The sequence below is a fragment of the Sphingobacterium sp. E70 genome (assembly GCF_019285695.1).
Classification (GTDB): Bacteria; Bacteroidota; Bacteroidia; order Sphingobacteriales; family Sphingobacteriaceae; genus Sphingobacterium; species Sphingobacterium detergens.
The window spans coordinates 1,073,515-1,097,437 of sequence record NZ_CP079104.1; the positions used below are offsets into that span (position 1 = coordinate 1,073,515).

Here is a 23,923-nt window from a genome sequence, read left to right on the forward strand (position 1 = left end):
TCAGATCACTTTTTTCTGCTTACCATAGCCGATCACCACTACATCTTCCAATTGGTTGACCTGATCCTCCAGGATAATAGAAAGGGTTGTCGCACCCGAAACTGACACTTGTACATCTTTTTCTACATAAGTCTGATAACCTACATAGGAAAAGGTCAATTCATAACCTTTGGCATTGGGGACTTCCGCAAAACGAAAGCTCCCGTCTGACGCACTAGAACTGCTCGTCGAAAAATTGCTTCCGCATTTTTCAATATAATACTGACCCCAGCTAAACGCTGTCCGGCAGCATTCTTGACAATACCATTGATCGTTCCAGCCAGACATTGAAAGGACATCAGTGTCAGCAGCAGCAAAACAAAAATGGTTTCTTGGTTAAGTTGAGTTTTACCATAATTCTATTTTTTAGGTTTGAGTATATATGTGTTCTGTTGTTTTTCCAACTTAAACGGATTTACTTCAACAATCAATTGTAGAATGGATTCAGCCAATTGTGTTTTATCCTGTAAATCCATTGTCGCATTCCTTCGGAAACGTCCTTTTAAACGATAATTCCTGACCAGTAGCGAGTCATACGATACGGGCATATCTAGTTCATGATTGATATATTGGATAATTTCAGACAGGGAAGTTTCTTCCATTTCCAACCAGTTTGTCGATTGATGAATCGTCATTGGGTAACTATATTCTTTTTCTTTCGCTGTACTTATAAGCCGTGGTAAGAAATTAACTAAACGGTCAGTTCCTTTACTAGTGTTTCCGAAGTCGGAAAGAACCATTTGCGAAGCTGCTGAGAAGTGAATTTGCTGTCCAGGTTTCAGGATTTTTACCTGCGCTGCACTTTGCATGATATGTGCCACACGTACCTTCCTTCCAGCAACTGTACAAGGACGTCTTTAGAGCGGCTTGTGTAGTTTACAATAAATTGTGTTCCGAGTGCGGTTGTTGTCAATTGGTCACTCTCCACAATAAAAGGCTTAGATGGATCTTTTGCTACTTCAAATTGAACTTTTCCCTCCAATACCTTTACATATCTGAAATCAAGATTTGATTTTATTCTGACCTGCACCAATGCCCCGGTGCAAGAATAAGATGAGATTCATCGTCCGTAATAATTTCTTTGGGCCGAGATAACGGATTATAATAGGTCTTCCTGATGATGTCTTGTGCAATTTGACCATGCCGTTCCTCAAACAGATTTGAGCAAAAAAACAGCAAGCCAAAGACGACAAAAACAGTAAATATCTTTGAAATATTGCCGTTCCTACGCTTAACATTTTTCTCCTGTGCAATATAAGAGGTCCAATCATCCTCCGAGATCAGATCATCCAATAATTTCGGGTTCTCATTAAGCCAGGAGAAGACAAGTTTAGCCTCTTCCGCTGAGCATTGATTTGCCAGGAATTTATTTAATAATTGCTTACGATTCATAACAGTTGCTACCCAGTTGCGAGCAGGTATTTAACTGTTATACGAATAAAGGTTACCTTATCCCCTAAAGCAATTTGAAAAATTTTTTAATGAATTTTAAACCGATGCTGATGTGGTTCTCTACGGTCTTAGGCGAAATGGATAATTTGACAGCAATTTCTTTGTAACTCAACTCTTCAAACTTATGTAGATAAAAGACCTGCTGCCTCATAAAGGGCATTTGCGCAATCAGCCCTTTGACATATTCCAACTCATCTTTGTAGGCGATCCGTCTTTCCATATCTTCATACTGGCTCAGCACAAAAGGTTTCTCAAAATCTACGTATTTTCGGTTTAAGGCCTGTCTGCGAAGTTCGTCGATCAACTTGGTACGCGCAATTTGAAAAAGCTGTGTACTGAATAGCACCCGCTGATCCGCCCCATTTTTACGTTCCCAAACGATCAGAAATGTTTGTTGGACAACATCTTCAGCAAGATCCGAACACTGCGTTTTGTGGTATAAAAAATAATATAATTTTCTATACCAATAACGATAGACTAGAAAAAATTCTTTTTCGTCAGTCGGTGCACGCTGTAGGATGTCATTAATCATATTCTACATTTAGATGGTCTTGCTTCCTTGCGATCACTGTTCACAATCATCACATCGGAACTCGGCCCCTGATAGATTCTTAAGTTTCGTCCATCAAGCTACCAATCTTTTTTGGCTAGTTATCCACAACTAAAGTGACTATTTTTATCAAAAACAAGATAATATTTTCATCTTCAAGAAGTCACATCAAAAACTTCAAAGAAATAACTTGTCGAGCAATTCTGTACTGCCTACAATCCAATTCAGCCAAAGAAAAAGTCTTTAGATGATAAGGTGTCCCTTATCATCTAAAGACTTTCGATACGCTCTCAGAACTGCTTTAGTTACGGTAAACATCGCAGCTAAAGCAATTTTTATTAATAACCTGGATTTTGTTTCAGGTTAGGGTTTACCGCAATCTGTTGGCTAGGAATTGGATAAATCAAGGTTTTTGGATCTGGATCTGCGGCCTTTTCTTGCCATGCTAATAAGAACTTACCGAATCGAATCAGATCTTGTCTCCGCCAACCTTCCCAATACAATTCACGTGCACGCTCATCTAATAGATTATCGAGCGTCAAGGTCGTGAAGTTAGTAACGCCACGATTGGTACGAATTTTATTGACTAAATCTAGCGCTTCTGAAGCAGAACCCGTCCCACCTCTTAACACAGCTTCGGCTTGCATTAATAGCACATCAGAGTAACGAAACACAACCCAATCGTTATTCCGTTGTCCAGTCACCGCATAGTCAAATGCATACTTCATTGGGCGGATACCTGCGGTTTCCAATGTGGCCCCGGAAGTTCTGATTGTTACTTCACGTGTGAATGATAACGGTGCTGTCGAAGGGTTTCGAGCCATTAGCGGCTTATTGGTACTCAATTATATTGCTGTCCCGCAAAAAAACCTACATTCTGACGTTGGAATTTCTTGGTTCTATTTGAGGTAGTATCTGCTGGATAGTCATAGTAAATGCCTCTACGCTCATCTGTCGCTCCAAATTTATCATAGTAATCCGAGAGTGTACACCAGCCATTCCATCCTCCTGGATTCAGATTATAATGGGCAACTGTATTCCAGGTTCGATCCACGTTACCGCCTCGTTCTCCGTTTTTATTGAATAAGGTATAGATATTCTCAGTCGATTTTTCATCATTATCCGGGGCAAAATTATCAAAATACTTTCCTTTTGCAGATACCGTATATGCTCCACTTGCGGTGATTTCTTTGGCTAAAGTAACTACTTTATTCATGTCCTCTGCCGCAAAAGTTGGGGTTTGCCTAGTTAAAAATGCACCCTTATTCAAGTAGATTTTCATCAATAATGTTCTTGCGGCATTCCTATTGGCTACATAAGCCGCTCTTGGCCCATTTGCGGGCAAACTACTTAAGATTTCGTTGAGTTCTTTTACCATAAAATCAATGGCTGCCTGCGGTTGTAATACATCTGGCGCTATTTTAAAATCTTCTAGTGAAGGGCCCTGTCGGAAAGGCACTACTCCATAGAGATCCAAGAGATCAAACATAGCCAAAGCGCGGATAAATCTTGCTTCTGCAGCCTGCTGTGCATTTGGATTGCTACGCACAACAACACCTGCGTTGTAAACTGCAGTACCCAAACTGACAAAAGTATTATTCATATAACCATTATCTGCATTCCAGGTATGAAGATGGATTGCCCGGTGCATTCCGTTATCATCCCAATCGCCACCACGCGTAGGGGCCATCGCCGCATCCGTCGATATTTCCTGCATCACCCAACGTTGCTCCTGTTGATAAGGCGTATTCAAAGAATTATAAGCAGTCACTAAGAGCGCCCCGGATCTATAGCCGATGTTCCCTCCTCCAGTTCGCCTCTAAATTCTTCCTTCAGTTTTGTACAAGAGAACGTACTTGTAACAACTGAACCGATTATTCCGATATATAATAAAGTTCTTAATTTCATCTGTCTTATATTTTTGTTATCCAATGACATTTAACAATATACTTATAGTGAGAAGTTCACCCCCAATAGAATATTTCTGGCTGGAGGATAAGGCAAATACTCGATACCCAATGATGGGATACCATTATTGGAACCGTCGGTATTAACCTCCGGATCGAAGCCTGTATATTTAGTTATGATAAAGAGGTTTTGTCCGGTGAGGGAAACATTTAAATTTTTAAGTGTTTTCCTACGTTGCCCACCTTATAGCTCAATGTCAAATTAGCCATTTTTAAATAATCTCCTTTTTCCAGATAACGTGTTGAGGCTGACGCTGAATTCGATGTGGATTCTTTAACAGATGTATTAAAGAAAGCCGAGCCGATATTACGGGAAGACAAATTACTGATGCCTAAAGTTGTCGCGGCAGTGTTATTGAACAGGTAATGCCCAAGTGCACCATTCATATTGGCCGCCAAAGAAAATTGCTTATAGCTAACATTGGTCGAAATACCTAGCAAAGTAGTAGGATTAGGACTATTCATATAGAATTTATTACTAGCGGGGTCATTCGTTGTATTGATGCTCCCGTCGTGACCACGATACATACTTGTCCCTGTCTGCGGATCAATACCCTGATAATCGGCCAAATACCATACATTTAATGGTTGTCCATTGACCATGCGCTGTCCCAATACACCTGAGAAACCTTGTCCTCTCAATGCACCAGTTTCATAATAACCGACCAAACCACTCACACTATTTTTTAGGAATGTAGCATTACCGGTCAAATCCCAAGTCCAGTTGTCATTTTTCACAATTGTACCTGTCAATGCAATCTCTACCCCTTTATTGACAATTTCACCATCCAAATTTACCCAGATACGTCCAGCAGGGCCATCCTGTGCTAATGTTTGTTCAAATAAAGCATCCGTAGTTTTCTTATTAAAATAGTCTATTGAGCCGTACAAACGTCCTTTTAATACAGAGAAATCAATACCAGCATTGAGGGTTGTAGAGGTTTCCCATTTTAGGTCTCTATTTTGAAAGTTGGCTCTACCTACACTTTGATTGCCGAACGTAAATCTATTCAAGGAGGCACCTGAAGGGAATTCTTGATTCCCTGTTTTTCCCCATCCTATTCTAACTTTCAACTGATCAAAAATTCCGCTGGATTTCAAAAAATCTTCCTGCGCCACATTCCAAGCGATCGCAAGGGATGGGAACATTGCATATTTGTTATTAGCACCAAATTTAGTTGACCCATCTCGTCGCGCTGTCGCTGTAAATAAATAGCGATCCAAATAATTAAATCCACCGCGTAAGAAAAATGACTGCAATTGATTGGTCGGACTTCTGTAAGAAGCTATTTCCCGGGTTGAAACTGTCGAGTATTGCAAATAATCAAAGTAATCTAATCCCATATACTTAAATCCACCACCGAATGAGATGTTGTTGTTGTAATTATAATCCAAATACTCATAACCAGCAACAGCGTTTACACTCCAGTCGTCGTTGATTTGTTTGTTGTAAGAAAGCATATGTGTCATCTGCAAATTTGTCTCGCCATTATTAGAGATAAATGCTTGCTCATTATTCACTGCCGATGGATCAATTAACCCGGCTCTATACATACCCTCACGGTTACCGGTTTGTCGCATGGCGCTATAGATAAATCGGTATTCTAAATCATCCGTAATTTTATAGTAAGGCGCCAAATTGACCACCATGGTGTTTGTCGTTGCTACGTCCTTGAACGCTTCGATACTGGTCAATGGATTACGCGTGGTTGAACTAACAAAGGTTAAATTGCCTTTATCATCGCGCAATGGTCTTGTTGGATTCCATTGTAGCGCCTGGGAGATTACATTACCTTCTGACCCGACAGTTGCGTTGATTGGCGCATATTTGTTATCCATTTGAGTTAAAAACACAGCAAAGTCAAGTCCTAATCTTTTGTTTTCCAAAAAGCGAAAATTACCGCTAAAATTTGCTGTATATTTCTTCAATTGGGATCCACGGATAATACCATTTTGGTTTAGATATCCACCCGATAAACGATATTTCCCGTGCTCAGTACCCCCGGCTACATCTGCATAGTAATTTTGGGTAATTGCTTTTCTTGTAATTGCTTTAAAAGCATCTTCATTACCGCCAAAGTCAGAATTTGCTACTTCAGAAGGCGTATAATAATTTAACGCTTCTCTAAAGCGCGACGCATTTAGCACATCTGGATATTCACGCATCGTAGATACCCCGCTGATGCACCAACAGAAATTTCCGGCGGTCCGACTTTTCCTTTTTCGTTGTGATGATAACAACTCCATTTGCTCCACGTGACCCATAGATTGCTGTAGCGGAAGCATCTTTCAAGATATCCATGCTTGCAATATCACCTGGATTCAGGTAAGTCAATGGGTTCCCTCTATCCGAGGAAAATCCGCCCCTACCCTCCGGCAATGGAGAGTTACCTGACATTGGCACCCCATCAAGTACAAATAACGGATTGTTGCTCGCCCGGATCGATGAGTTACCACGGATACGTACTGTGGTTGATCCACCCGGCTGCCCCTGTTGTTAATAACCATTACACCAGGAGTTTTTCCCTGAATCAATTGATCAGGGCTCGTCATTATACCTTTATTAAAATTCTTGGCACCAATCGTTACCATAGATCCCGTCAGGTCTCTTTTGCGAGCAGTACCGTAACCAATAACAACCACTTCATCCAACCCCTGATTGGAGCCCGGTTCAAGTGCAATGGTCATGTCGTTGCCTGCAATTGGCACTTCCTTGGTTGCATAGCCAATATAGGATACCTCAAGTGATTTCGCATCAGTACTGATATTTATTGAAAATCCACCGTCAGCATCGGTGGTTGTTGCTGTAGTACTCCCTTTTACTTTAATGGTAGCACCAGTCAATGGACTTTGGGTCTCATCCACGACCTTTCCTTTCAGCACCCTAGTCTGGGCTACCGCAAAAAGGTTGTAAGCAGTAATGCTGGCATCATTACACATTGCGCAAGTAGTTTGTTTTTCATACGCTTCTAAATTGGTGGTTTAATTGATTATATTATGTTGAACTTTGTCCTGTTCAAATAATGTTAAGTGATTTCAAAATCTATCGCAATCAAAAATTTCGTGCTTCATTAGGCACCCGTCAAATAGCGACAACTGACCTTCTTAAAACAACATACTTCGAGAGAAACCAAATTAGAAACAGTGCAAAAAGTTAAGACATTGAAATATAGCATCGTCAACGCTAAACATTGAGAAGAAACTCGCTGAAAAATAAGATTACAGGTTTTCACTGTCATAATTTTAGGGCAAGACATACGTTTATATTTGGTTATTATCGTTCCATAAAAATGAGAAAATCTTTACTGCAACCCCAATCATAGCGTCTCAATTTTATATCACAGTGTATCAGCAAAACTCTTTTTTTTCTTTTTTATTGACTATTTTTAGAGATACATTATCAATTTTGCGCGTAATAACCCTTATACCTATACTCTATCTCCTACTTGTATGGACTAACCTACAGGCGCAATCGTTCTATTTTAAAAATTATCAACCCCACGATGGTCTCTCCAATAGTTCTGTTAAGTGTATTACACAAGATACCCAGGGCTTTCTTTGGCTAGGGACTAGGAATGGTCTTAATCGTTTTGATGGCAATCAATTTAAGATATTTAGGCACAATGCTTCCGATCCCACAAGCATCGGGAGTTCATCTATTTTAAGTATCCTTACCGATAGCAAAGGTGTACTATGGGTGGGAACAACACGGGGACCTATTGTTACAATCCGGTTAAGGAAAATTTCCAACCATTCAATAGAATACCGATTGGAGAGGTAAATGCCATACATGAATACGCCGGCTTTATCTGGCTGCTTTCCGCGGGAAAACTCTATCGTTATAATCCTTACACGACGGAGATCGTTCCTTTTGATCAAAACAAAAATACCCTAGTGGCCATTACCAGTAGCAAAAAGGCGGGCTGTGGACCACAGATATTAACAGTACGATAGAACGGTATCAGGTCAACGAAGGCAGGTTTGTTCAAATTGCAGTCAAAAAAACAAATCGGAAAGCACTGGCCAACACTAAGACCGTCTACGCCATCAACGACTCCCTGCTCATGGTCGGCACCATCAATTCATCCTACCTGTTTGATTTTAAAAACGGAACTTTAAAAACTTATTTGCAAACCATTACCCCAAAAAGTCATCCAGGCAAATTGTATTATCCAACAGGCAGAGTCAGTATACTGGATCGGAACAGAGACGGGAATATATACCTATGACATTCATACCGGTCAGAGCCAACACATCAAAAAGATCTGCTCAATCCATTTGCCATATCGGACAATGCTGTTTTGAATTTCTATCGGGACCGTGAAGATAACATCTGGTTTGGAACATTTTTCGGCGGTTTTAACCAATACAGCAACCAATTCGACAATTTCAAAAAGTACTTATATGGATTTGGAAAATCTGCTTTATCAGGGAATATCGTACACGATATAAAAAAAAAGATAACTATGGAAATTTCTGGATAGGTACAGAAGATGGTGGTCTAAACAAAATAGATGCTCAAACACAACAGATTCAGCATTTTGTTGCCAATGGAAAAAGGGAAGTATTGCGCATAACAATGTCCATGGCCTGGCAACAATCGGCGATGAACTCTGGGTAGGCTCCACAACACATGGACTGGATATACTCGACGTAAAGACCGGAGAATTAAAAAGCACTACGACCGCATCGGTAGAGGTCCCTTGCAAAGCAGCTTCGCCGTTTGCATCTTTAAGTCCAGAGACAACAGCATGTTTGTAGGAACAGACCGCGCATTATATGGCTACAATAAACACAATGACAATTTTGACCTCCTCCCCATTAAAGCCTGGATACAAGGAATTTACGAAGACGAATATGGTATACTTTGGGTCAATACGTATGGCAGTGGAGTCTACCAATATAATCGCGGTACAGGCGAAATACAACATTTAAGCTCCGAACAAGGTAAGCGCAATACGCTCGTCAATAATTACGTCAACGGTTTATTTGAAGACAGCAAAAAAATCTCTGGTTTTGTACCGAAAGTGGTCTTTCAAAATACCGTCGTGATGGGCGTTTCACCAACTATCTGACCGAATCGGGTTTACCTTCCAATCAAGTATTTAAAGTACTGGAAGACGATAATAACAGTATTTGGATATCAACAGGTGGTGGATTGGTCAGACTGGACGGAAATATCCCCATATGGTCATCTATACATCGAGAGACGGGCTTCCCGCGGATCAGTTTAACTATAATTCAGCATTTAAAGATAAGGACGGCACATTATATTTTGGTACCATAAAGGGAATGGTAAGCTTTAACCCAACAAAATCCATTAAGAATAGCTTTATTCCACCTATATTCATTAGTGACATTCAGATCAACAACGAAAGCATACCAGTTCGTGAAAATGGCATACTGAAACAATCCATCTCGCTATCAAAAGAGATTCAACTGTCCTATAACAGTTCCAATATCAGTTTTAATATCGCAGCCTTGAGCTTTGTTTCCAAAAAGCAATGCCTATCGTTATATCATGGAGGGGTATGATAAGGGCTGGACGGATATTACAGGCAACCAAAGGATATATTACAATAAACTTCCTCCCGGAACCTATACCTTTAGATTTAAAGGGGCTAACAATAATGGAATATGGAATCCAACTGAAAAAGAACTGCGTATTGTAGTGTCTCCCCTTGGTGGTTGTCTTCATGGGCATACTTTGCTTATTTCTTCGCTGTTAGCACCATTGTTTTGTTGATTTTAAGATATTACTTCCTGCTTATTAAGGCAAATAATGCCCAGAAAATGGACAACTATGAACGTAAAAAGAACAAGAAGTATATAATCTTAAGCTTGAATTTTTCACCAATCTCGCCCATGAGATCCGGACGCCATTGACTTTAATAAAAATGCCACTCGAGAAACTCATCCGCACACAACAATTCACGGATAGCGAAACAGCGAGTGATCTTGCTCTTATGGAGAAAAATACCAGCAGGCTTATCCGTCTCACCAATCAACTTTTAGATTTCAGAAAAGCAGAAACAAATAATATGAGCCTTATTTTCACTAAAACGGATATCAACAGTTTGTTGTCCGATGTATTCAATGATTTGAACTCCTGGCAAAAGAAAAACTGCTGCATTATGATCTTTCTTTGCCCCGTGTTACACTAACAGCCTTTGTAGATGAAGAGGCTCTGCGCAAAATTCTCACAAATTTAATTCATAATGGCATAAAATACGCCGACAATCATGTACATATCAAACTGCTTCCCTTCAACAGTGATGATATCATGTTTAATATAGAGTTTCGAAACGATGGCGAAATCATCCCTTTTGACAAAAGAGAAAAGATCTTTGAGCCATTTTATCGCCTTAATGAGTCTGATAAAGATACTGGTACTGGCATTGGTCTTCCACTCTCCCGCTCACTTGTGGAGCTTCATCAGGGTTCCTTATCGCTAGTTTATACCGAAGAACACAGAAATATTTTTCTACTTTCACTTCCTATCTTTCAGGAACAGTCGCTCGATATCAAACCTTTTCTCGAAGAAAATTACAGGACTGAAGAACGTGGAATGTACACCAAAGAGGAGGAAGCTACTGAAAAACCGGTGATTCTTATCGTTGAAGACAATAAGGAAATACTCGCCTACCTCAACAAGGAACTCAAAATAAACTATACCATCCTAAGAGCTAACAATGGAGCTGAAGCTCTTGAGATATTGGACCGCGACAATGTACAGCTTGTTCTGACAGATATCATGATGCCTATTATGGATGGCATTGCACTATGTAAGCGCATTAAGACAGATATTCTCTACAGCCATATTCCAGTAATATTCCTGACCGCAAAAAATGCACTGGATGCTAAAATTCAAGGGCTGAAGATCGGGGCAGATGCTTATATTGAAAAGCCTTTTTCCATGGAATTTTTAATGGTACAGCTACGTAATATTTTAAACAATCGAAAAATAATTAAAAATTACTTTACCAACTCTCCAAGTGCACATTTAGCCGAAATTAATGTTTCCGCACCTGATAAAGACTTTATAAGTTTGCTCAATACCGTAATTTATGACAATATCTCAGATATCGATCTAAATGTCGAAGAACTTGCTAAGTTAATGAATATGAGCCGTCCGACTTTATATCGTAAAATTAAGGGGCTCTCTGATCTGACGCCAAATGAACTGATTAACATATCACGTTTAAAAAAGGCGGCCGAACTGCTTACCCAGAAAGAATATAATATTACACAGATCTCCACGATGGTAGGTTATACCGTACAGTCAAATTTTTCCAGAGATTTTCATAAACATTATGGAATGCCACCGAGTACGTATATAATCGAACACAGTAAACAATAAACGGAACCCAATTTTTACCTCCGGTATTTATTGCTATAAGAAAATTGGGAACCAAGTGAAGGTAACTACTGCTTACGTTTTGCAACAAAAAACAGCCCCGACAAGATATATTTGCCGGGGCTACTTTGGCTCAACGGTTAAAAACAGCTGGCACAATTGTACTTATCTAAGTAACTTATTCCTGCACTGGCACCAACGTAAGCGATGCAATTTCTGGTAACATATCACCTTCAATTGCCGCTGCCTGTAATGTTACCCTGGTGCTCGGCTCGCCAATAACCTGCTGCGATACTTCCACCATACCCAGTTCCACTTCTTTAAATCCTGTTCCATTTTCTGCCCCAAAAGCAAATGGAAGCTGCTGTCCAAGTGCCGAAAGTATCACCTTACCTTTGTGTTTTGCATTTGGCAAATAACTGATCAATACACGGTATTTACCCGGTTTTTGGATTTTGATGTCCCAATAGATCCGGTCATTGCTATCTTTCCATTGTCCGATGGCATTTGGACGATTGGGATCATGTGTCGTTGCACCAATGATTTTAAGGCCTTTTCCATCTTGCAATTTAGCGTTATTTGCATTCATCACAATACGCCCATCCGCCTGAGTTTGCGTCAAATTCTCTTCCACATCCGGTTTGCCCTGAATTTCGACAACAATTACCTTCGGTCCTTTTTCTATGTCAAAAACATCAACCGGAATCACAGGTCTTCCCTTATCTATCGTAACATTCAGCTTGGTTTTAGGGCTTGCCATCGCATAGGCGACTTTGACTTTGTTTTTGATCGGTAGATCAATTTTTCCGCTGGCAGGTCGATCAAATATATGTAAATACAGTTTACCTTCTTTTTGCGTACAATAGCCCCAATCCAATGCCTGAAAAGGACTTGCCGTGGTACCATAGATTGCCTCGCTATTGACCTGCATCCAATCACCTATACGCTCCATAATTTTAATCGCCGGTGCGGGAATCGCTCCATCCCCATCCGGTCCTACATTCAGCAAAAAATTACCGCCTTTGCTTACCGTTTCTACAAATAATTGCATGATTTTAGGAAAGCTCTTCCAATTTTGATCGTGTGCACTATAGCCATAACTTTCGTTCATGGTATGACTAACCTCCCAATCCATCCCCGGAAGCCCTGTTGGTGGAATATATTTTCAGGGTTCCAATATCACCATTTTTGTTTTCTAACCCATCCCAAAACCGATTGTTGATAATGATATTGGGTTGCCATTTGATCAGATCTGTCAGTATGCGTTTTGTTCCCCATGCCTCACCCTGGTGTTGTTTGCTGCTAAAGTCGGGCCATAGCATATCCAGCTGACCATAATTCTGAGCAAGTTCTTTGACCTGTCCATAGAGATACTCCTTGTAACGGTTATGATCAGGTTGATGATTATCTGTGTTAGGATTCAGATTAAAAGCTTCGTAAGAATCTGGATGCTGCCAATCGAGTAAAGAATAATAAGCACCTACTTTCAGTCCTTCCTGACGGAATGCTGTCATGATCTCTTTATATAAATCCCGGCCTTTTGGGGATAAGTTGGCACTTCCTGTAATATCATTTTTTACAGCGTATGGTTGCTGGCTATTAAATAGGCTAAAACCTTCATGGTGTCTGGAAGTCAATACCATATATTTCATTCCTGCTTTTTTGGCCAAACGTGCCCAGGCTTTAGGTTCAAACGAACGCAGGGTGAACTTTGGTTTCAGCACCGCAGCGTACTGCTTGCTGGGGATTTTCCCCAGGTCTGAATCCATTCGGCATAATGTTGCGGATATTGCTTTCCTTCAAAACTACCCCCAGCTGCACTATACAGCCCCAGTGGATAAAAAGTCCAAAACGTGCTTCTCTAAACCATTCCATCCTTTTATTCTGGCTTTCGGTCCATCCGGGCACACCTTCATAAGGTATTGATTTTGTCTGGGCAAATGATCCCTCGGTCATACACAAAAGCATTCCCACTGCTGCTGCGCATTTCCATTTAAAAAAATTAAGTGTCATTATTATATTGTGTTATACATAAAAGTTCATCGCAAAAGAGCCTTCGCTAAAAAGTAAATTGGCGTTACAAATTAGGTCTAGTAATTGTCATCCCGCAAAACAACTGTTAAATATATCAAATCGAAGCTAGTCTTTAAAATTATTCTAGCTAATCAGGTATTTATTTTACAATGTGATAGTAACCTGATTGCGATGAGATTAAGCCATAAAACAAGCGGGCCTTTAAAAAAAAAAAGGCCCGCTTGTTTTATGCGTAATTGGTTTATTTGTCCCTGAATGTGGCAATGTTTACATCCCGAAATATTAAGTTATTATCGCCCACAATACGTATCCGAGTCATTGGTTCCTCCGGAAAAAACAAGCTGGTCATTGCGGTTAATCCATTATCAGCAAAGAGCTCTACGGAACTGACATCAATATATAGGCTTAATGATAATGTTTCGCTATTGGATAGTCGCCCCGCTATGCTTCTTTTGGAAAATCTGCATTGAAAGCAATTTCGCCAGATTTTGAACGATCAATATAATAGGCATCCTGACCTTTGTCATAACCGACAACCAACTCATTTCCAACAGCATTAGACAAAATAAGTTTAAAATTCTGTACTTTTAGCTTATTGATCTCCAACCGAAATGCTTGTGGCAGCTGCTCTTGCACCGTTAGTTCTTTTGATTGATTTGCCTGATATTTTTTACAGACTGAAATGCTTTAGCCACCTCGGGTGCTGCTGTGCTGCTTACATAATATTTTTGATCTACCTTTTGCAAAGTCAATTCACGTGGGATTGTCGAAGATGAGCGCCAGCGCGTCGTTGGCACCACATTGGCATATTGCCAGTTGCTCATCCAACCGATCATCAGGTGCCGTTCTCCTAAATTGCTCCAGGTTACACCAGCGTAGTTATCTGGCCCCCAATCTAACCATTTGACTGATGTATCTGCGGGCTGAAATTGATGTCCATCGAAATCACCGACAAAATATTGTGTTACCGAACCACCATTGGGCCCTCCCGGATTGATGCTGACCAATAATACCCATTTGGTTTCACCGTTATATTTCATTGGAATCAGGTCAGGGCATTCCCAGACTCCACCATGTGCGCCCACTTCCTTACCAAATTCGCTCTCCTTTTTCCACTCTTTTAAGTCTTTGGATGAATAAAAGGTGATGCAATCTTTGGTCGCTAAAGTCATAATCCAGCTTTTTGTTTTTTCGAACCACATCACCTTTGGATCCCGAAAATCCCAGATTCCTGGATTTGGCAATACTGGGTTACCTTTATATTTGGTCCAGGTTGCTCCCTGATCCAAGCTGTAAGCCAAGCTCTGATTTTGGTGCAGACCTGTTTTCGGTCTTCCTCCTGATGGTTGTGATGCGTAAAAATAGCGACCATAGCCCCTTTTCCAAACCCAGCGGTATTATTCTTATCAATCACTGCACTTCCCGAAAAGATCGTCCCCAGGCTATCGGGATACAACGCAATTTTTGTTCGTCCCAATGAATCAGATCCCTACTAATGGCATGCCCCCAGTGCATGGGACCCCAAACAGATTTTTCGGGGTTATGCTGAAAAAGAGATGGTAATTTCCATTAAGATACACCATTCCATTGGGATCATTCATCCAGCCCTGCTTGGGGTAAAATGGTAGATCGGCCGGTATTTTTCAACAGGCTCATTCATGTCCCGCTGCCCTACTTGAGCAAAAGCTGAACTCAACAAACTCGTAAAGAGCATGAGGGTTCCATATTTCTTTATTCTATTCATATCTTATTAAGTTTTATATCACATTATCCTCACCGTGCCTTAGCCAATAAAATAGCTAAAATTCCTATGATTTCTCGACTTTCATTGTATTGACTTTAATCGTACCCTGATCGGCATAAATGGTCCATGGGTTCTGATCCATTTTATAGATCCGATTGGTAAAAGCGACGTTATTATTTACGTAAATCACACAGATCGATTTCTCGATTACAATTTTCACATCAAAGACCTTATTGGCGGGTACAATCAACGGCGTAAAATTAACTTCTGTTTTACCGGCTGTTCCACCGAGACCCGTTTCACGATTCATAAATAATGCAGGCATACCCCAACGGTTTGAAGACGTCAGATCAAAGGCAATACTATACAGCTCCGAAGGATCGTCACAGGCACCAAAAAGAGAAACCGAAATGATCTGATTGCGAAGCATCTATGGTCAGCGACATTTTAACGCTAGCTGTATTGCGGTTGAATCGTGCATAACTTCTGGCGTCAGACTGTGCAGTAATACTATATGTTTTATTATTTTCAGAAACATTTCCAACGACATTCAGCTTTTCAAAAGCCAGTTCCTTATTAAATTTATTGTTTATTGCAGCAGGAATGGTTGGATATAATCTCCCCGTCGGTCCCTGAACTAATGTATGCGAGATTAAACTTCCTGACCAAGGTAATTCATTGTTGCTGTTCACCGTCTGACCTGTTGAACACCAACCTGAGAGATAACGTGTCGTTCCATCCGTAGCCGTCTTGCCAGCATACAGAAATAAACCATCGAAAGTTTCATGATGACCATCTGCATCACGACAGATCCTCCAGGGACCATCCGGCGAATCAGCAATTCGATAAAAAGTCTTCCGGTGCTCATCCCTGTTGATCCGTGAAAATGTTAAATACCATTTACTGCCCATTTTAAAGATATCGGGACATTCCAATATTTCAGCATCCGTTTCAATCTCATGTTTACCCACTGCGGGTGCTGCAGTCGCCAACAGAGGATCTATGATAGACCAACTGTTCAGATCTGTGGACACATACCGTGCTATCGCCCCTTTGCCGTCCTTACGGGTCGTGACCAGCATCACATAACTACCGCGACTTTCGTCCCAGTATACATGTGGATCCCGAAAATTATTCTGATCATAGCCTACACTGGCCTGTATTGTCCCACCAGGCTGTTTCGTCCAGTTCAGCAAGTCTGCCGATGTTGCGACCATCACTTTTCAGCCGGATTCAGGTTACCGTTATGACCAGTATAAAAACAGTAATAAGTCTGACCTCTTTTCATAAAGCTGCCTGTTCCAATCCATTCATCCTGACTTCCGGCAGCACCAGCGGGCAATATTTCCGTAAAGCCTTCAAATGTTGCATAATCGCTGGTTTTGGTAACATAGATCGGGTGGCGATTTGCATTTTCGTAGAGATAGAACAAATAGTACTTTTTGTCATCGACATTATAATAAGACATTGGATCACCGACAAATCCTTGCTGTGGCTTATAAAAAGTCTGAAACATACCTGTCTCCTGTACCATGGTACAGGAGGTGGATCGGTCTACCGAAGCAGGGCCATCAGGTTTGTCAACAGGCAGGGTCTGCTCCCCACTTTTACAGCTCGTCAGCAATGCTATAAAGCATAATGCTGGAAATAAATACAAGTTAGTTTTCATTTAAAATCTCCTAATAAAACCATATTCCAATTATTTACTCCGGCTATTCTTTTGGCAATGCCTTCAACTCATCCCAATACATCCGCTGGGTCGGGAAAACCACAGGTTGTCCATTGGGATGTTCATGGGGCATTACAAGAATATTATTGATGTTTGCTGTTCTCCCAGCAGGGATCTCAAAGATCAATTCTTGCCATTCACCGACATGTGCTTTCACATACCTTGCCCGTAGCCAATCTTTATTCTGTTCGCCATCCGACTGGATCTCCAGCTGTACATCTCCTTCCACATCCTTCAATACCATGATAGAGAAACGGTTGTACGCTTCAGGGTTAATATTTACCTTATTGGCATTCCATAATGCGCCACCGTGCCAGCCAGCACCTGTTTCAGCATCTCTGATAAAGGATGCACAGAAAGGAGTGGTATTGGTACCTTTCGTTTTTGGATTAGCATAAGGTGAGTCTACCCCACTTACACCCAAACCATCGAAATGCGGCACAACAGTTTCACCATTATAAATTGTCAGTACCTGCTTTGGCTCCTCGCCGAGTATGGCCGTTACAGTATATTGAAATGTTTGCCCCTTGTAGGTTAGCGTATATTTTACTGGGGAACTCAGATTCACAAATCCGCCCAATCCCGGTGCAATACTCGCTCCTGATGTAAACTCGACAGATGGTGTGAGGCTTTTCAAGTCTGTTCCTAATGGCAGATAAATTTTGATTTGCTTATTTTGCTGATCAATTAGTCCTGATCGGTCTCCGATACGAAAAGCCGTTATTTCCGCCTTTATTTCTTTGACAGTAACCTGATAAGTATTGTACAAATTACCGTTATACACACGATAGGTGACTGGTGTCGTGGAAGAAAAGGAAAAATTTTGCGCCAGCCCCGAAGCTGGAGATACCCTCGCTTCACTGGGCAATGCAATTACAGGAGCAAGCGCTGATAGATCTGTTCCTGCTGGTACCAACACGCTGATGCTGCCTTTCTGCTGATCTATCGTCCCTATGGCGGCACCAACTTTAAAAGACAAGATGTCTACGTCAGCATTTAGATCAAGAGCGCTTTCAACTTCCTGTTTGCAAGCTGAAAACAAGCCTATAAACAGAAGCATAAGCCCCACTCCGATGTTATATTTTAATGTTCTCATTGGTATAAATTGGTTAGTATGTTAGTTAATATCCCGGATTCTGCTTGTATAGGTATTTGCTCAGTCTGATTTGTGCTTCCGGAATAGGCAAATATTCACTCTTATTCGCTGTAAAATGAGCTGTGGCATAATAAGAACGACGCGATTTCTCTGTTTCATAATAAGCATTCATGGTCTGTTCTGCTATTCCCCAACGTACCAGATCGAAGAAGCGTCCATTTTCCATGGCTAATTCCAGACGACGTTCCGCACGTAAAGCCTGCCGTGCATTTTCCTCATTCCATATAATGTTATCTCCATTTTTATAGGTTTCTACCAACATTTTATCCGTTGCATAGCCCGTCATGGTGGCACTATTTTTTGCACGGATACGCAACTGGTTGATCAGCGGCAAAGCTTCGGCAGAACGGTGCAATTCTATCAGCGCCTCAGCACGCATCAATAAGACATCGGCAACTCGCAGTACAATACGGTTTTTTGTATTTGCAAAGAATGGTGCCATTGGAACAAAACAATCGCAATCTGGATCGACATTCTCCTTCAACGATGCATACACCGAATAGTCCGCAGGATTGCGGTTCCAGCTCTCCTCGTAAATGCGTTTGGTATTATATTTATAAGGTAATCCCGGAATTGCCACGGTATGGAATAGTCTTGGGTCGTATTTTTCCGATGCATTGAAGCTATTCAATGTATTGTAATTATCCAGCGGTACCCCTTTTCCCGTTGTACGGAATACGTTCACCAAATTCTGGCTAGGTTTATTGAAATCACAACAGCCCAGACCCATAGGAACAGAGAGCAGATCCGAGAAATTCACACGGCCGAATTTCGTACCATCATCTTTGAAAATTGGATTGAAAACAATGCTTCTGTACCATTTTCATATTTCCCCGGCAAAAAGTTGAAGGCAAAATCTGCTTCAAGAGCATGGTTTGATGCAAGTACGATGTCTGCATTCTGCAATACTTTTTCCAGATCTCCCTGATTGATTCCAGTTACCGCATGGCGTTCCTCGCTATCCTGACGGTAGGCTTTGTACAGGTATGTTTTAGCAAGATAAGCTGCTGCCGCAATTCGATTTGCGCGACCGACTTCCGTCTGTACAGCTGGCAAATGATCTACTGCATATTGAAAATCATCGACAATCTTTTGCCAGAGAGCATCATTGCTCAATGCTCTATTTGACACAGTCTCATAGCTATCTACTGGCACATTTTCATCAATGTAGGGTACATATTTAAAAAGCGTTTTGAGCATAAAATAGAAGTGCCCCGTAGGAATTTCGCTTCGGCCAACTTCCCTTCCTTGCCATCAAAATTGTTCATTTCCTGAATCGTTTTGATGGTGGTATTGGCCCGTGAAATAGCGACATAAAGCTGAAACCACAGTTTATCCACCTCAGCAAAATTGGTCGTGACATTATTGGAGACCTCAAGAAAATGGAACGTCTGTATATCCTGCGGTCCCGATCCGCCTTTATATGCATCATCAGATCGTACTGTACCATAAGGCCATAAACTAAAAGGCACATCATAATGATCATTGCCTAAAGCTGCATAAGTGGCTGTCAGTAATCTTTCTGGTTCCTTTACCTGGTCGGAGCTCAGTACGCCATTAGGTGTCTGATCCAAGAACTTGGTGCATCCGGACAGCAGCCCCGCAAACACCATCATTATCGCGATTTTATTGGTTATTTTTTTCATTGGAATTCTGTTTTTTTATATTCCATATTTCCATGGATTTATTGTTTTGGTTCCCCGTCTCCTCCATTACCCTCTCATCCGCTAAGGCTTTTAGTTCTCTCTTCTAAAAGCCAATATTTACCCCCGCTGTCCATGTCGTTGGGATCGGATACCCCCAACCTACATTCTCGGGATCTACACCTGTGAAATTCTTCGATTTAACTGTAAACATGTTCTGGCCGGTAACATACACACGTAGGCGGTTCATCCGCAAACGAGAAACTGTTGCCGTTGGTAAGGTATAGCCAAGCGACAGGTTTCGAAGTTTCATATAGGATCCGTTTTCGATAAAGTAATTGGACAGACGCCCCTCATCATTATTGTTTGTTGTCTGCAAGGCCGGAATTGTGGAGGTCGGATTCTGTGGAGTCCAGGCATTAAGTAACCGTACACCTTTATTGGAGTTCACATCATCGACACTCCAGAAATCAGTCTGTTTTTTCAACCAGTTTTCAACGTCTATGCCCTGCACCCCTGAAAATAGGCGGACAGATCAAATCCTTTATACTTCAATGCAATATTCAAGCTATATGAAAAATCGGGATGCGGGTTGCCGATCCAGGTGCGGTCCATATCTGTGATCTGCTGATCAGCACCATAGACATTAAGATAACGTAAACGGCCAATTCCTTTACCGGTCTGGTTGACATGATCATCCACCTCCTTTTGATTCTGAAAGATCCCATCCGTTAAGTAGCCATAGAATGAGCCCAATGGTCTACCGATAATATTATCGCCCTGACGACCACCATAGGAGTTTTCCACGGCTTCGGGCAAATGGGTCACCTTATTTTTATACGACGAAAGGACTGCCGTCACATCATAATCCAGACCAAAGGAAGTCTTATTGCGGTAGCCTGCCGTAATATCCAGACCTTTATTTTCCATCGAAGCACCATTAGCCCAGCGATAGCCGCCTTCACCGACGACACCAATGTAAGCAGGATTGATCAGCATATCTTTTGTCGCTTTAATGTACCAGTCGACTGATCCGTAGAGACTCTGGCCAAATAGCGTGAAGTCCAAGCCGATATTGGTCTGTGTCGTTGTTTCCCATTTTAGATCATTATTTTCAGTCTGGATTTTCGGTACCCTGAAGGGAGAGTCCCTGTTCCGTTACCTGAAAGATCATAAGCGGTACCATCGACAATATTCCAGGTGGGATCCCCACCCCATATTCAGGTACAAAGAGCCCATAGGTCGCCAGGTTGCCAATTCCTGATTACCGGTCTGTCCCCAGCCGGCGCGCAGTTTAAGATCGGAGACATAATCTTTGGTTCCGGCCATAAATCGTTCGGATGAGATTCGCCATCCTGCTGTTACGGCCGGAAAAGTCGCAAAGCGATTGTTTTTTCCAAAACGGGAAGAACCATCATGTCTCACGGTGAAAGAGGCCAGGTAGCGGTCATCAAAGGAGTAGTTTGCCTTTCCAAAGTATGAAAGGAGCGAAAAACCTGTGGAACCACCGCCAACGGCAGCTGTGCCTGTACTTACACCGGGCCACATGTATTCTGGTGTTTCAATGGCGAAAGCTCCATCTCCCGCGGTATATGCATTAAAATTAATATCGTTCTGTCGGTTCATTTCTACACCAGCCAGTAGATCTATCGTGTGTCTGTCAATCTCCTTTCTGTATGTTGCAGTATTCGACCAAGTCCACTTCAATCCCTGAGACTGTTCCATATTAACAGCACTTCTGTTGCTACTCATAAAACCTGAGCGATAGGAAACTTCCAGGTTACGTTTGTAAAAATTACTATAGTCTATGCCATAGCTTGTGCGTATATGCAAATCTTTGATAAGCTGCAAATCGGCGTAAGCATTTTCGAATAGGCGCCAGTAATTGTATTTATTATTCCTGTTATCATGCAACAGGCGCATCGGGTTATGACGATCATTCATACCAAGGGCAGGGCCGCCCCAACCTATTCCATCTACGGTATGTACAGGTATAACCGGCAATGCCTTCAAGGATAGATCGAGCACATCCCCGGGCACCTGCACCTCTCCCGTGTTGTTCACTGTAAAATTCTCGCCGACAACCAACTTACCATCAAACAGTTTATAATCGGCATTCATCCGGGCTGATATACGCTGGAAATCCGTATACCGAAGTGTTCCACTATTATGCAGATAACCTACGGAAAAATAAGAGCTTGACTTTTCCGTAGCCGAACTCAAAGTCGCATTGTACGATTGGAGTAGGCCTGGTTTGGAAACTTCATTGAACCAATCGGTATCTGCGGCATACATCGTACGTTCACGATCGATATATTTGGATACAAATACATTGTTGAGCTGCGGCAAGCCATTGGCATCGTTGTTCCACTCAAATTGATAACCGATATTATTGCTGTTCGGATTACCGCCGCTATTGATCGTTGCCCGCCACAGCGCCTGACCATACTGCTGAGCATTGAGCACCTTCATGCGATTATTAAAATGTGTACTGGTCACATAAGCGTCTACAGTAAGCTTTGGCGCTCCGAGTTTTCCTCTTTTTGTTGTGATCACGATAACACCATTTGCAGCGCGTGAGCCGTAGATACTTGCCGAGGAGGCGTCTTTTAATACCTGAATGCTCTCGATATCGTTGGAATTGAGCTCATGCATCCCACCTTGTGTCGGTATACCATCGATAACATAGAGTGGATCTTGGCTGCTGTTGATCGAGCTGATACCACGCATCCGTACAGTAGCTGCGCCACTTGGGCTACCATCAGAAGTTACTGTCATACCCGCTACGCGCCCCTGAAGCGCCTTCATAGGATTATTTTCAGGGGCTTTCATCATTTCCGTCACATTGACGACGCTCACAGCGCCGGTCAGATCCTTCTTGCGCTCTCGCTGATAGCCGGTGACAACTACCTCATCGAGCCCTTTTTCGGTACTGACCAACCGGATATCTAAAAATTTCTTGTCCCCAATAGTATTGTCTGGGATTCGTAGCCAACATAGGTTATTTCAATGTACCGTTGTTGCCCGATAACTGGAGCATAAATTCCCCTTTTTCATTTGTCTTTGTTGCCTGACTGGTTCCCTTGACCACTAACGACGCTCCGACGATGGGAGCGGCTGTTCCGCTGTCCGTAATCCGCCCCGAATTTCTGTCTGCTGCGCAAAAGCAACAACTGAAAAGAGAGCCAAAGACGGAAGCAACATAGCTTGCTGTCTTGTAAACATAACTGGTTATTATAAGTAGATTATTAATTGATTATTTTTCTTGCTGTTGCTTATTTCGCATTTTCCCTTTTTGCGTCATAAGCTCTTTACTGTTTCATTTTCCGTTCGCTATCACGGAAGATGGGATTCAGCCAGTGAAAGCGGTTGATATCCGCCGCATTATAAGCAGGACATGCACCACTACTCTGCGTCACAAACCCACTTAAAGTGGCTGCAAATTCGAGCACTTCCTCCAAGGCTACTCCTTCTGCCATCTGGAACCGCTTGGTCAAAAAAGCTGCTAAAAACGAATCTCCGCTTCCGATGGTATCTTCCACCTGTACTTTCAATGCAGGAAAATGATAACTGATATTTGCTTTTTTATGATGGTATACCGCTCCTGCAGCGCCGTAGGTAACGATAGCTTCCTGAATAGAGAAACAATCTAACAGTAGATCTACCCGCTGTTGATCTGTGTACGTTGAGGGTGCCCCACTCCATTCAGCGATAATATGCAGTTCCTCTGCATTCATCTTAACGAGATCCGCGTAGCGTAATAGTTCATGTACCCGATGAGGAGCGAAAAAGGAGCACGCAAATTGACATCCATGACCCTGAAGGAAGCCTCCTTTAACAGGGTCAACAAGCTTTGAAAACTCACATCATCGCGACAGGCCAAACTGCCATACACCAAAAAGTCAGCTTTGGAAACAGCTTCCAGTACAGCCAGTTCCGCTGTAATTCTGTCCCAGGCAACAGGGTATACAATATCGTATTGTACATTACGGTCTGCATCAATTGTCACTTCAACGGTAGAGGTCGGCAAGCTGTCATCGTACTGAAAGAAGGCCGTCGGAATCCCCAGCTGTTCGCATACAGTAAGCAGTTCATATCCATTTTCATCCCTTCCGATACGGGTAAGCATTTGTGCAACAACACCTAGCTTATTGAGATGATAAGCAACATTTAGCGGAGCACCGCCTAGTTTTTTCCGGTCGGCAGATTATCCCAAAGAACTTCGCCGAAACAAACTCCTTGTATTGATTTA

General features: G+C 41.9%; 36 protein-coding genes and 4 pseudogenes. 9 read left to right on the forward strand and 31 right to left on the reverse strand.

Annotated features, from left to right (window positions below; translation table 11 throughout):
- The 11 genes from KUH03_RS07755 to KUH03_RS07805 form a co-directional block, all read right to left on the reverse strand.
- Positions 1-327: a carboxypeptidase regulatory-like domain-containing protein gene (locus tag KUH03_RS07755; RefSeq protein WP_257092278.1), complete on the reverse strand. Its 327-nt coding sequence runs from the start codon at positions 325-327 to the stop codon at positions 1-3.
- A 71-nt stretch (positions 328-398) separates the two neighbouring features.
- Entirely contained in the window at positions 399-860 is a 462-nt protein-coding gene (locus KUH03_RS07760) for a DUF4974 domain-containing protein (protein ID WP_257092279.1), read from the reverse strand.
- Positions 827-1,069 (reverse strand): FecR domain-containing protein, encoded by a 243-nt coding sequence (locus KUH03_RS07765; protein ID WP_257092280.1) that lies wholly within the window; start codon positions 1,067-1,069, stop codon positions 827-829. Before KUH03_RS07765 ends, KUH03_RS07760 begins: the two co-directional genes overlap by 34 nt.
- A complete protein-coding gene (locus KUH03_RS07770; RefSeq protein ID WP_257092281.1) occupies positions 1,054-1,431 on the reverse strand; it encodes a hypothetical protein in 378 nt (125 codons plus the stop codon). The genes KUH03_RS07765 and KUH03_RS07770 overlap by 16 nt, the downstream gene beginning before the upstream one ends.
- A 64-nt stretch (positions 1,432-1,495) precedes the next feature.
- Positions 1,496-2,023, reverse strand: a complete 528-nt coding sequence (locus tag KUH03_RS07775; RefSeq protein ID WP_257092282.1) for an RNA polymerase sigma factor — start codon at positions 2,021-2,023, stop codon at positions 1,496-1,498.
- A 356-nt stretch (positions 2,024-2,379) separates the two neighbouring features.
- Positions 2,380-2,886 (reverse strand): RagB/SusD family nutrient uptake outer membrane protein, encoded by a 507-nt coding sequence (locus tag KUH03_RS07780; RefSeq protein ID WP_257092283.1) that lies wholly within the window; start codon positions 2,884-2,886, stop codon positions 2,380-2,382.
- Positions 2,883-3,812 carry a hypothetical protein gene (locus tag KUH03_RS07785; protein WP_257092284.1) on the reverse strand — a complete coding sequence of 310 codons (930 nt, stop codon included), beginning with the start codon at positions 3,810-3,812 and terminating at the stop codon, positions 2,883-2,885. Before KUH03_RS07785 ends, KUH03_RS07780 begins: the two co-directional genes overlap by 4 nt.
- Positions 3,812-3,949, reverse strand: a complete 138-nt coding sequence (locus tag KUH03_RS07790; RefSeq protein ID WP_257092285.1) for a hypothetical protein — start codon at positions 3,947-3,949, stop codon at positions 3,812-3,814. Before KUH03_RS07790 ends, KUH03_RS07785 begins: the two co-directional genes overlap by 1 nt.
- A 209-nt stretch (positions 3,950-4,158) precedes the next feature.
- Complete coding sequence (locus KUH03_RS07795) at positions 4,159-6,174, reverse strand: TonB-dependent receptor domain-containing protein (protein WP_257092286.1); 2,016 nt, start codon at positions 6,172-6,174, stop codon at positions 4,159-4,161.
- Positions 6,167-6,451, reverse strand: coding sequence for a TonB-dependent receptor plug domain-containing protein (locus KUH03_RS07800; RefSeq protein ID WP_257096766.1), 285 nt, complete (start codon positions 6,449-6,451; stop codon positions 6,167-6,169). Before KUH03_RS07800 ends, KUH03_RS07795 begins: the two co-directional genes overlap by 8 nt.
- Positions 6,340-6,948 (reverse strand): carboxypeptidase-like regulatory domain-containing protein, encoded by a 609-nt coding sequence (locus KUH03_RS07805; protein WP_257092287.1) that lies wholly within the window; start codon positions 6,946-6,948, stop codon positions 6,340-6,342. Before KUH03_RS07805 ends, KUH03_RS07800 begins: the two co-directional genes overlap by 112 nt.
- Before the next feature lie 403 nt (positions 6,949-7,351).
- On the opposite strand from KUH03_RS07805, the gene KUH03_RS07810 reads away from it, so the two are divergent.
- The 8 genes and pseudogenes from KUH03_RS07810 (at position 7,352) to KUH03_RS07845 (ending at position 11,368) form a co-directional block, all read left to right on the forward strand.
- Entirely contained in the window at positions 7,352-7,789 is a 438-nt protein-coding gene (locus KUH03_RS07810; RefSeq protein WP_257092288.1) for a two-component regulator propeller domain-containing protein, read from the forward strand.
- Positions 7,702-7,962: a hypothetical protein gene (locus KUH03_RS07815; RefSeq protein ID WP_257098111.1), complete on the forward strand. Its 261-nt coding sequence runs from the start codon at positions 7,702-7,704 to the stop codon at positions 7,960-7,962. Before KUH03_RS07810 ends, KUH03_RS07815 begins: the two co-directional genes overlap by 88 nt.
- Before the next feature lie 329 nt (positions 7,963-8,291).
- On the forward strand, positions 8,292-8,492 hold the full coding sequence (locus KUH03_RS07820) for a two-component regulator propeller domain-containing protein (protein ID WP_373564791.1): 201 nt from the start codon (positions 8,292-8,294) through the stop codon (positions 8,490-8,492).
- Between the two features lie 267 nt (positions 8,493-8,759).
- Positions 8,760-9,083: a two-component regulator propeller domain-containing protein gene (locus KUH03_RS07825; protein ID WP_257092290.1), complete on the forward strand. Its 324-nt coding sequence runs from the start codon at positions 8,760-8,762 to the stop codon at positions 9,081-9,083.
- Between the two features lie 61 nt (positions 9,084-9,144).
- The gene (locus KUH03_RS07830) at positions 9,145-9,543 is read left to right on the forward strand and encodes a hypothetical protein (protein ID WP_257092291.1); all 399 of its coding nucleotides are present in this window, start codon (positions 9,145-9,147) and stop codon (positions 9,541-9,543) included.
- Positions 9,530-9,754 carry a triple tyrosine motif-containing protein gene (locus tag KUH03_RS07835; protein WP_257092292.1) on the forward strand — a complete coding sequence of 75 codons (225 nt, stop codon included), beginning with the start codon at positions 9,530-9,532 and terminating at the stop codon, positions 9,752-9,754. Before KUH03_RS07830 ends, KUH03_RS07835 begins: the two co-directional genes overlap by 14 nt.
- A gap of 103 nt (positions 9,755-9,857) precedes the next feature.
- Positions 9,858-10,172 (forward strand): annotated as a pseudogene (locus KUH03_RS07840) (sensor histidine kinase); the annotation flags it as partial.
- A complete protein-coding gene (locus KUH03_RS07845; RefSeq protein ID WP_257092294.1) occupies positions 10,154-11,368 on the forward strand; it encodes a response regulator in 1,215 nt (404 codons plus the stop codon). The pseudogene KUH03_RS07840 and the gene KUH03_RS07845, both read left to right, overlap by 19 nt.
- A gap of 175 nt (positions 11,369-11,543) precedes the next feature.
- Here the strand turns inward: KUH03_RS07845 and KUH03_RS07850 are convergent, their stop codons facing one another.
- The 18 genes and pseudogenes from KUH03_RS07850 to KUH03_RS07930 all read right to left on the reverse strand — a co-directional run bounded on the left by KUH03_RS07850 (position 11,544) and on the right by KUH03_RS07930 (position 22,762).
- Positions 11,544-12,500, reverse strand: a complete 957-nt coding sequence (locus KUH03_RS07850; protein WP_257092295.1) for an alpha-L-fucosidase — start codon at positions 12,498-12,500, stop codon at positions 11,544-11,546.
- A complete protein-coding gene (locus tag KUH03_RS07855; RefSeq protein WP_257092296.1) occupies positions 12,484-13,089 on the reverse strand; it encodes an alpha-L-fucosidase in 606 nt (201 codons plus the stop codon). The genes KUH03_RS07850 and KUH03_RS07855 overlap by 17 nt, the downstream gene beginning before the upstream one ends.
- Positions 13,055-13,378 (reverse strand): alpha-L-fucosidase, encoded by a 324-nt coding sequence (locus KUH03_RS07860; protein ID WP_257092297.1) that lies wholly within the window; start codon positions 13,376-13,378, stop codon positions 13,055-13,057. The genes KUH03_RS07855 and KUH03_RS07860 overlap by 35 nt, the downstream gene beginning before the upstream one ends.
- 262 nt (positions 13,379-13,640) lie before the next feature.
- Positions 13,641-14,035 (reverse strand): annotated as a pseudogene (locus KUH03_RS48310) (GH32 C-terminal domain-containing protein).
- A 2-nt stretch (positions 14,036-14,037) separates the two neighbouring features.
- Complete coding sequence (locus KUH03_RS07870) at positions 14,038-14,700, reverse strand: glycoside hydrolase family 32 protein (protein WP_373564662.1); 663 nt, start codon at positions 14,698-14,700, stop codon at positions 14,038-14,040.
- A 109-nt stretch (positions 14,701-14,809) separates the two neighbouring features.
- Positions 14,810-15,000, reverse strand: a pseudogene (locus KUH03_RS48315) (hypothetical protein).
- Positions 14,997-15,143 (reverse strand): hypothetical protein, encoded by a 147-nt coding sequence (locus KUH03_RS07880; protein WP_257092300.1) that lies wholly within the window; start codon positions 15,141-15,143, stop codon positions 14,997-14,999. The pseudogene KUH03_RS48315 and the gene KUH03_RS07880 overlap by 4 nt, the downstream one beginning before the upstream one ends.
- 64 nt (positions 15,144-15,207) lie before the next feature.
- On the reverse strand, positions 15,208-15,573 hold the full coding sequence (locus tag KUH03_RS07885) for a glycoside hydrolase domain-containing protein (RefSeq protein ID WP_257092301.1): 366 nt from the start codon (positions 15,571-15,573) through the stop codon (positions 15,208-15,210).
- Positions 15,527-16,360 (reverse strand): hypothetical protein, encoded by an 834-nt coding sequence (locus KUH03_RS07890; RefSeq protein ID WP_257092302.1) that lies wholly within the window; start codon positions 16,358-16,360, stop codon positions 15,527-15,529. The genes KUH03_RS07885 and KUH03_RS07890 overlap by 47 nt, the downstream gene beginning before the upstream one ends.
- Positions 16,360-16,812 carry a hypothetical protein gene (locus tag KUH03_RS07895; RefSeq protein ID WP_257092303.1) on the reverse strand — a complete coding sequence of 151 codons (453 nt, stop codon included), beginning with the start codon at positions 16,810-16,812 and terminating at the stop codon, positions 16,360-16,362. The genes KUH03_RS07890 and KUH03_RS07895 overlap by 1 nt, the downstream gene beginning before the upstream one ends.
- A 43-nt stretch (positions 16,813-16,855) precedes the next feature.
- Complete coding sequence (locus KUH03_RS07900; RefSeq protein WP_257092304.1) at positions 16,856-17,968, reverse strand: hypothetical protein; 1,113 nt, start codon at positions 17,966-17,968, stop codon at positions 16,856-16,858.
- 25 nt (positions 17,969-17,993) lie between these two features.
- A complete protein-coding gene (locus KUH03_RS07905) occupies positions 17,994-18,788 on the reverse strand; it encodes a RagB/SusD family nutrient uptake outer membrane protein (protein ID WP_257092305.1) in 795 nt (264 codons plus the stop codon).
- Positions 18,785-19,183 (reverse strand): hypothetical protein, encoded by a 399-nt coding sequence (locus KUH03_RS07910; protein WP_257092306.1) that lies wholly within the window; start codon positions 19,181-19,183, stop codon positions 18,785-18,787. The genes KUH03_RS07905 and KUH03_RS07910 overlap by 4 nt, the downstream gene beginning before the upstream one ends.
- Complete coding sequence (locus tag KUH03_RS07915) at positions 19,174-19,674, reverse strand: hypothetical protein (RefSeq protein ID WP_257092307.1); 501 nt, start codon at positions 19,672-19,674, stop codon at positions 19,174-19,176. The genes KUH03_RS07910 and KUH03_RS07915 overlap by 10 nt, the downstream gene beginning before the upstream one ends.
- Before the next feature lie 103 nt (positions 19,675-19,777).
- Positions 19,778-20,185 carry a hypothetical protein gene (locus tag KUH03_RS07920; protein WP_257092308.1) on the reverse strand — a complete coding sequence of 136 codons (408 nt, stop codon included), beginning with the start codon at positions 20,183-20,185 and terminating at the stop codon, positions 19,778-19,780.
- Positions 20,173-20,796 carry a TonB-dependent receptor domain-containing protein gene (locus KUH03_RS48320; protein ID WP_373564792.1) on the reverse strand — a complete coding sequence of 208 codons (624 nt, stop codon included), beginning with the start codon at positions 20,794-20,796 and terminating at the stop codon, positions 20,173-20,175. Before KUH03_RS48320 ends, KUH03_RS07920 begins: the two co-directional genes overlap by 13 nt.
- A gap of 45 nt (positions 20,797-20,841) precedes the next feature.
- Positions 20,842-22,656 (reverse strand): SusC/RagA family TonB-linked outer membrane protein, encoded by a 1,815-nt coding sequence (locus KUH03_RS07925; RefSeq protein WP_373564793.1) that lies wholly within the window; start codon positions 22,654-22,656, stop codon positions 20,842-20,844.
- A gap of 16 nt (positions 22,657-22,672) precedes the next feature.
- The gene (locus KUH03_RS07930) at positions 22,673-22,762 is read right to left on the reverse strand and encodes a hypothetical protein (protein WP_257092309.1); all 90 of its coding nucleotides are present in this window, start codon (positions 22,760-22,762) and stop codon (positions 22,673-22,675) included.
- Here KUH03_RS07930 and KUH03_RS07935 point away from each other — a divergent pair.
- A complete protein-coding gene (locus KUH03_RS07935) occupies positions 22,755-22,877 on the forward strand; it encodes a hypothetical protein (protein WP_257092310.1) in 123 nt (40 codons plus the stop codon). The two genes, KUH03_RS07930 and KUH03_RS07935, sit on opposite strands and share 8 nt — an antisense overlap.
- Positions 22,878-22,982: 105 nt before the next feature.
- On the opposite strand, the gene KUH03_RS07940 is transcribed toward KUH03_RS07935, so the two are convergent.
- Both KUH03_RS07940 and KUH03_RS07945 read right to left on the reverse strand, forming a co-directional pair.
- Entirely contained in the window at positions 22,983-23,408 is a 426-nt protein-coding gene (locus KUH03_RS07940) for a carbohydrate kinase family protein (RefSeq protein WP_257092311.1), read from the reverse strand.
- Positions 23,405-23,857 (reverse strand): annotated as a pseudogene (locus KUH03_RS07945) (PfkB family carbohydrate kinase); the annotation flags it as partial. The pseudogene KUH03_RS07945 and the gene KUH03_RS07940, both read right to left, overlap by 4 nt.
- Positions 23,858-23,923 lie beyond the last annotated feature (66 nt).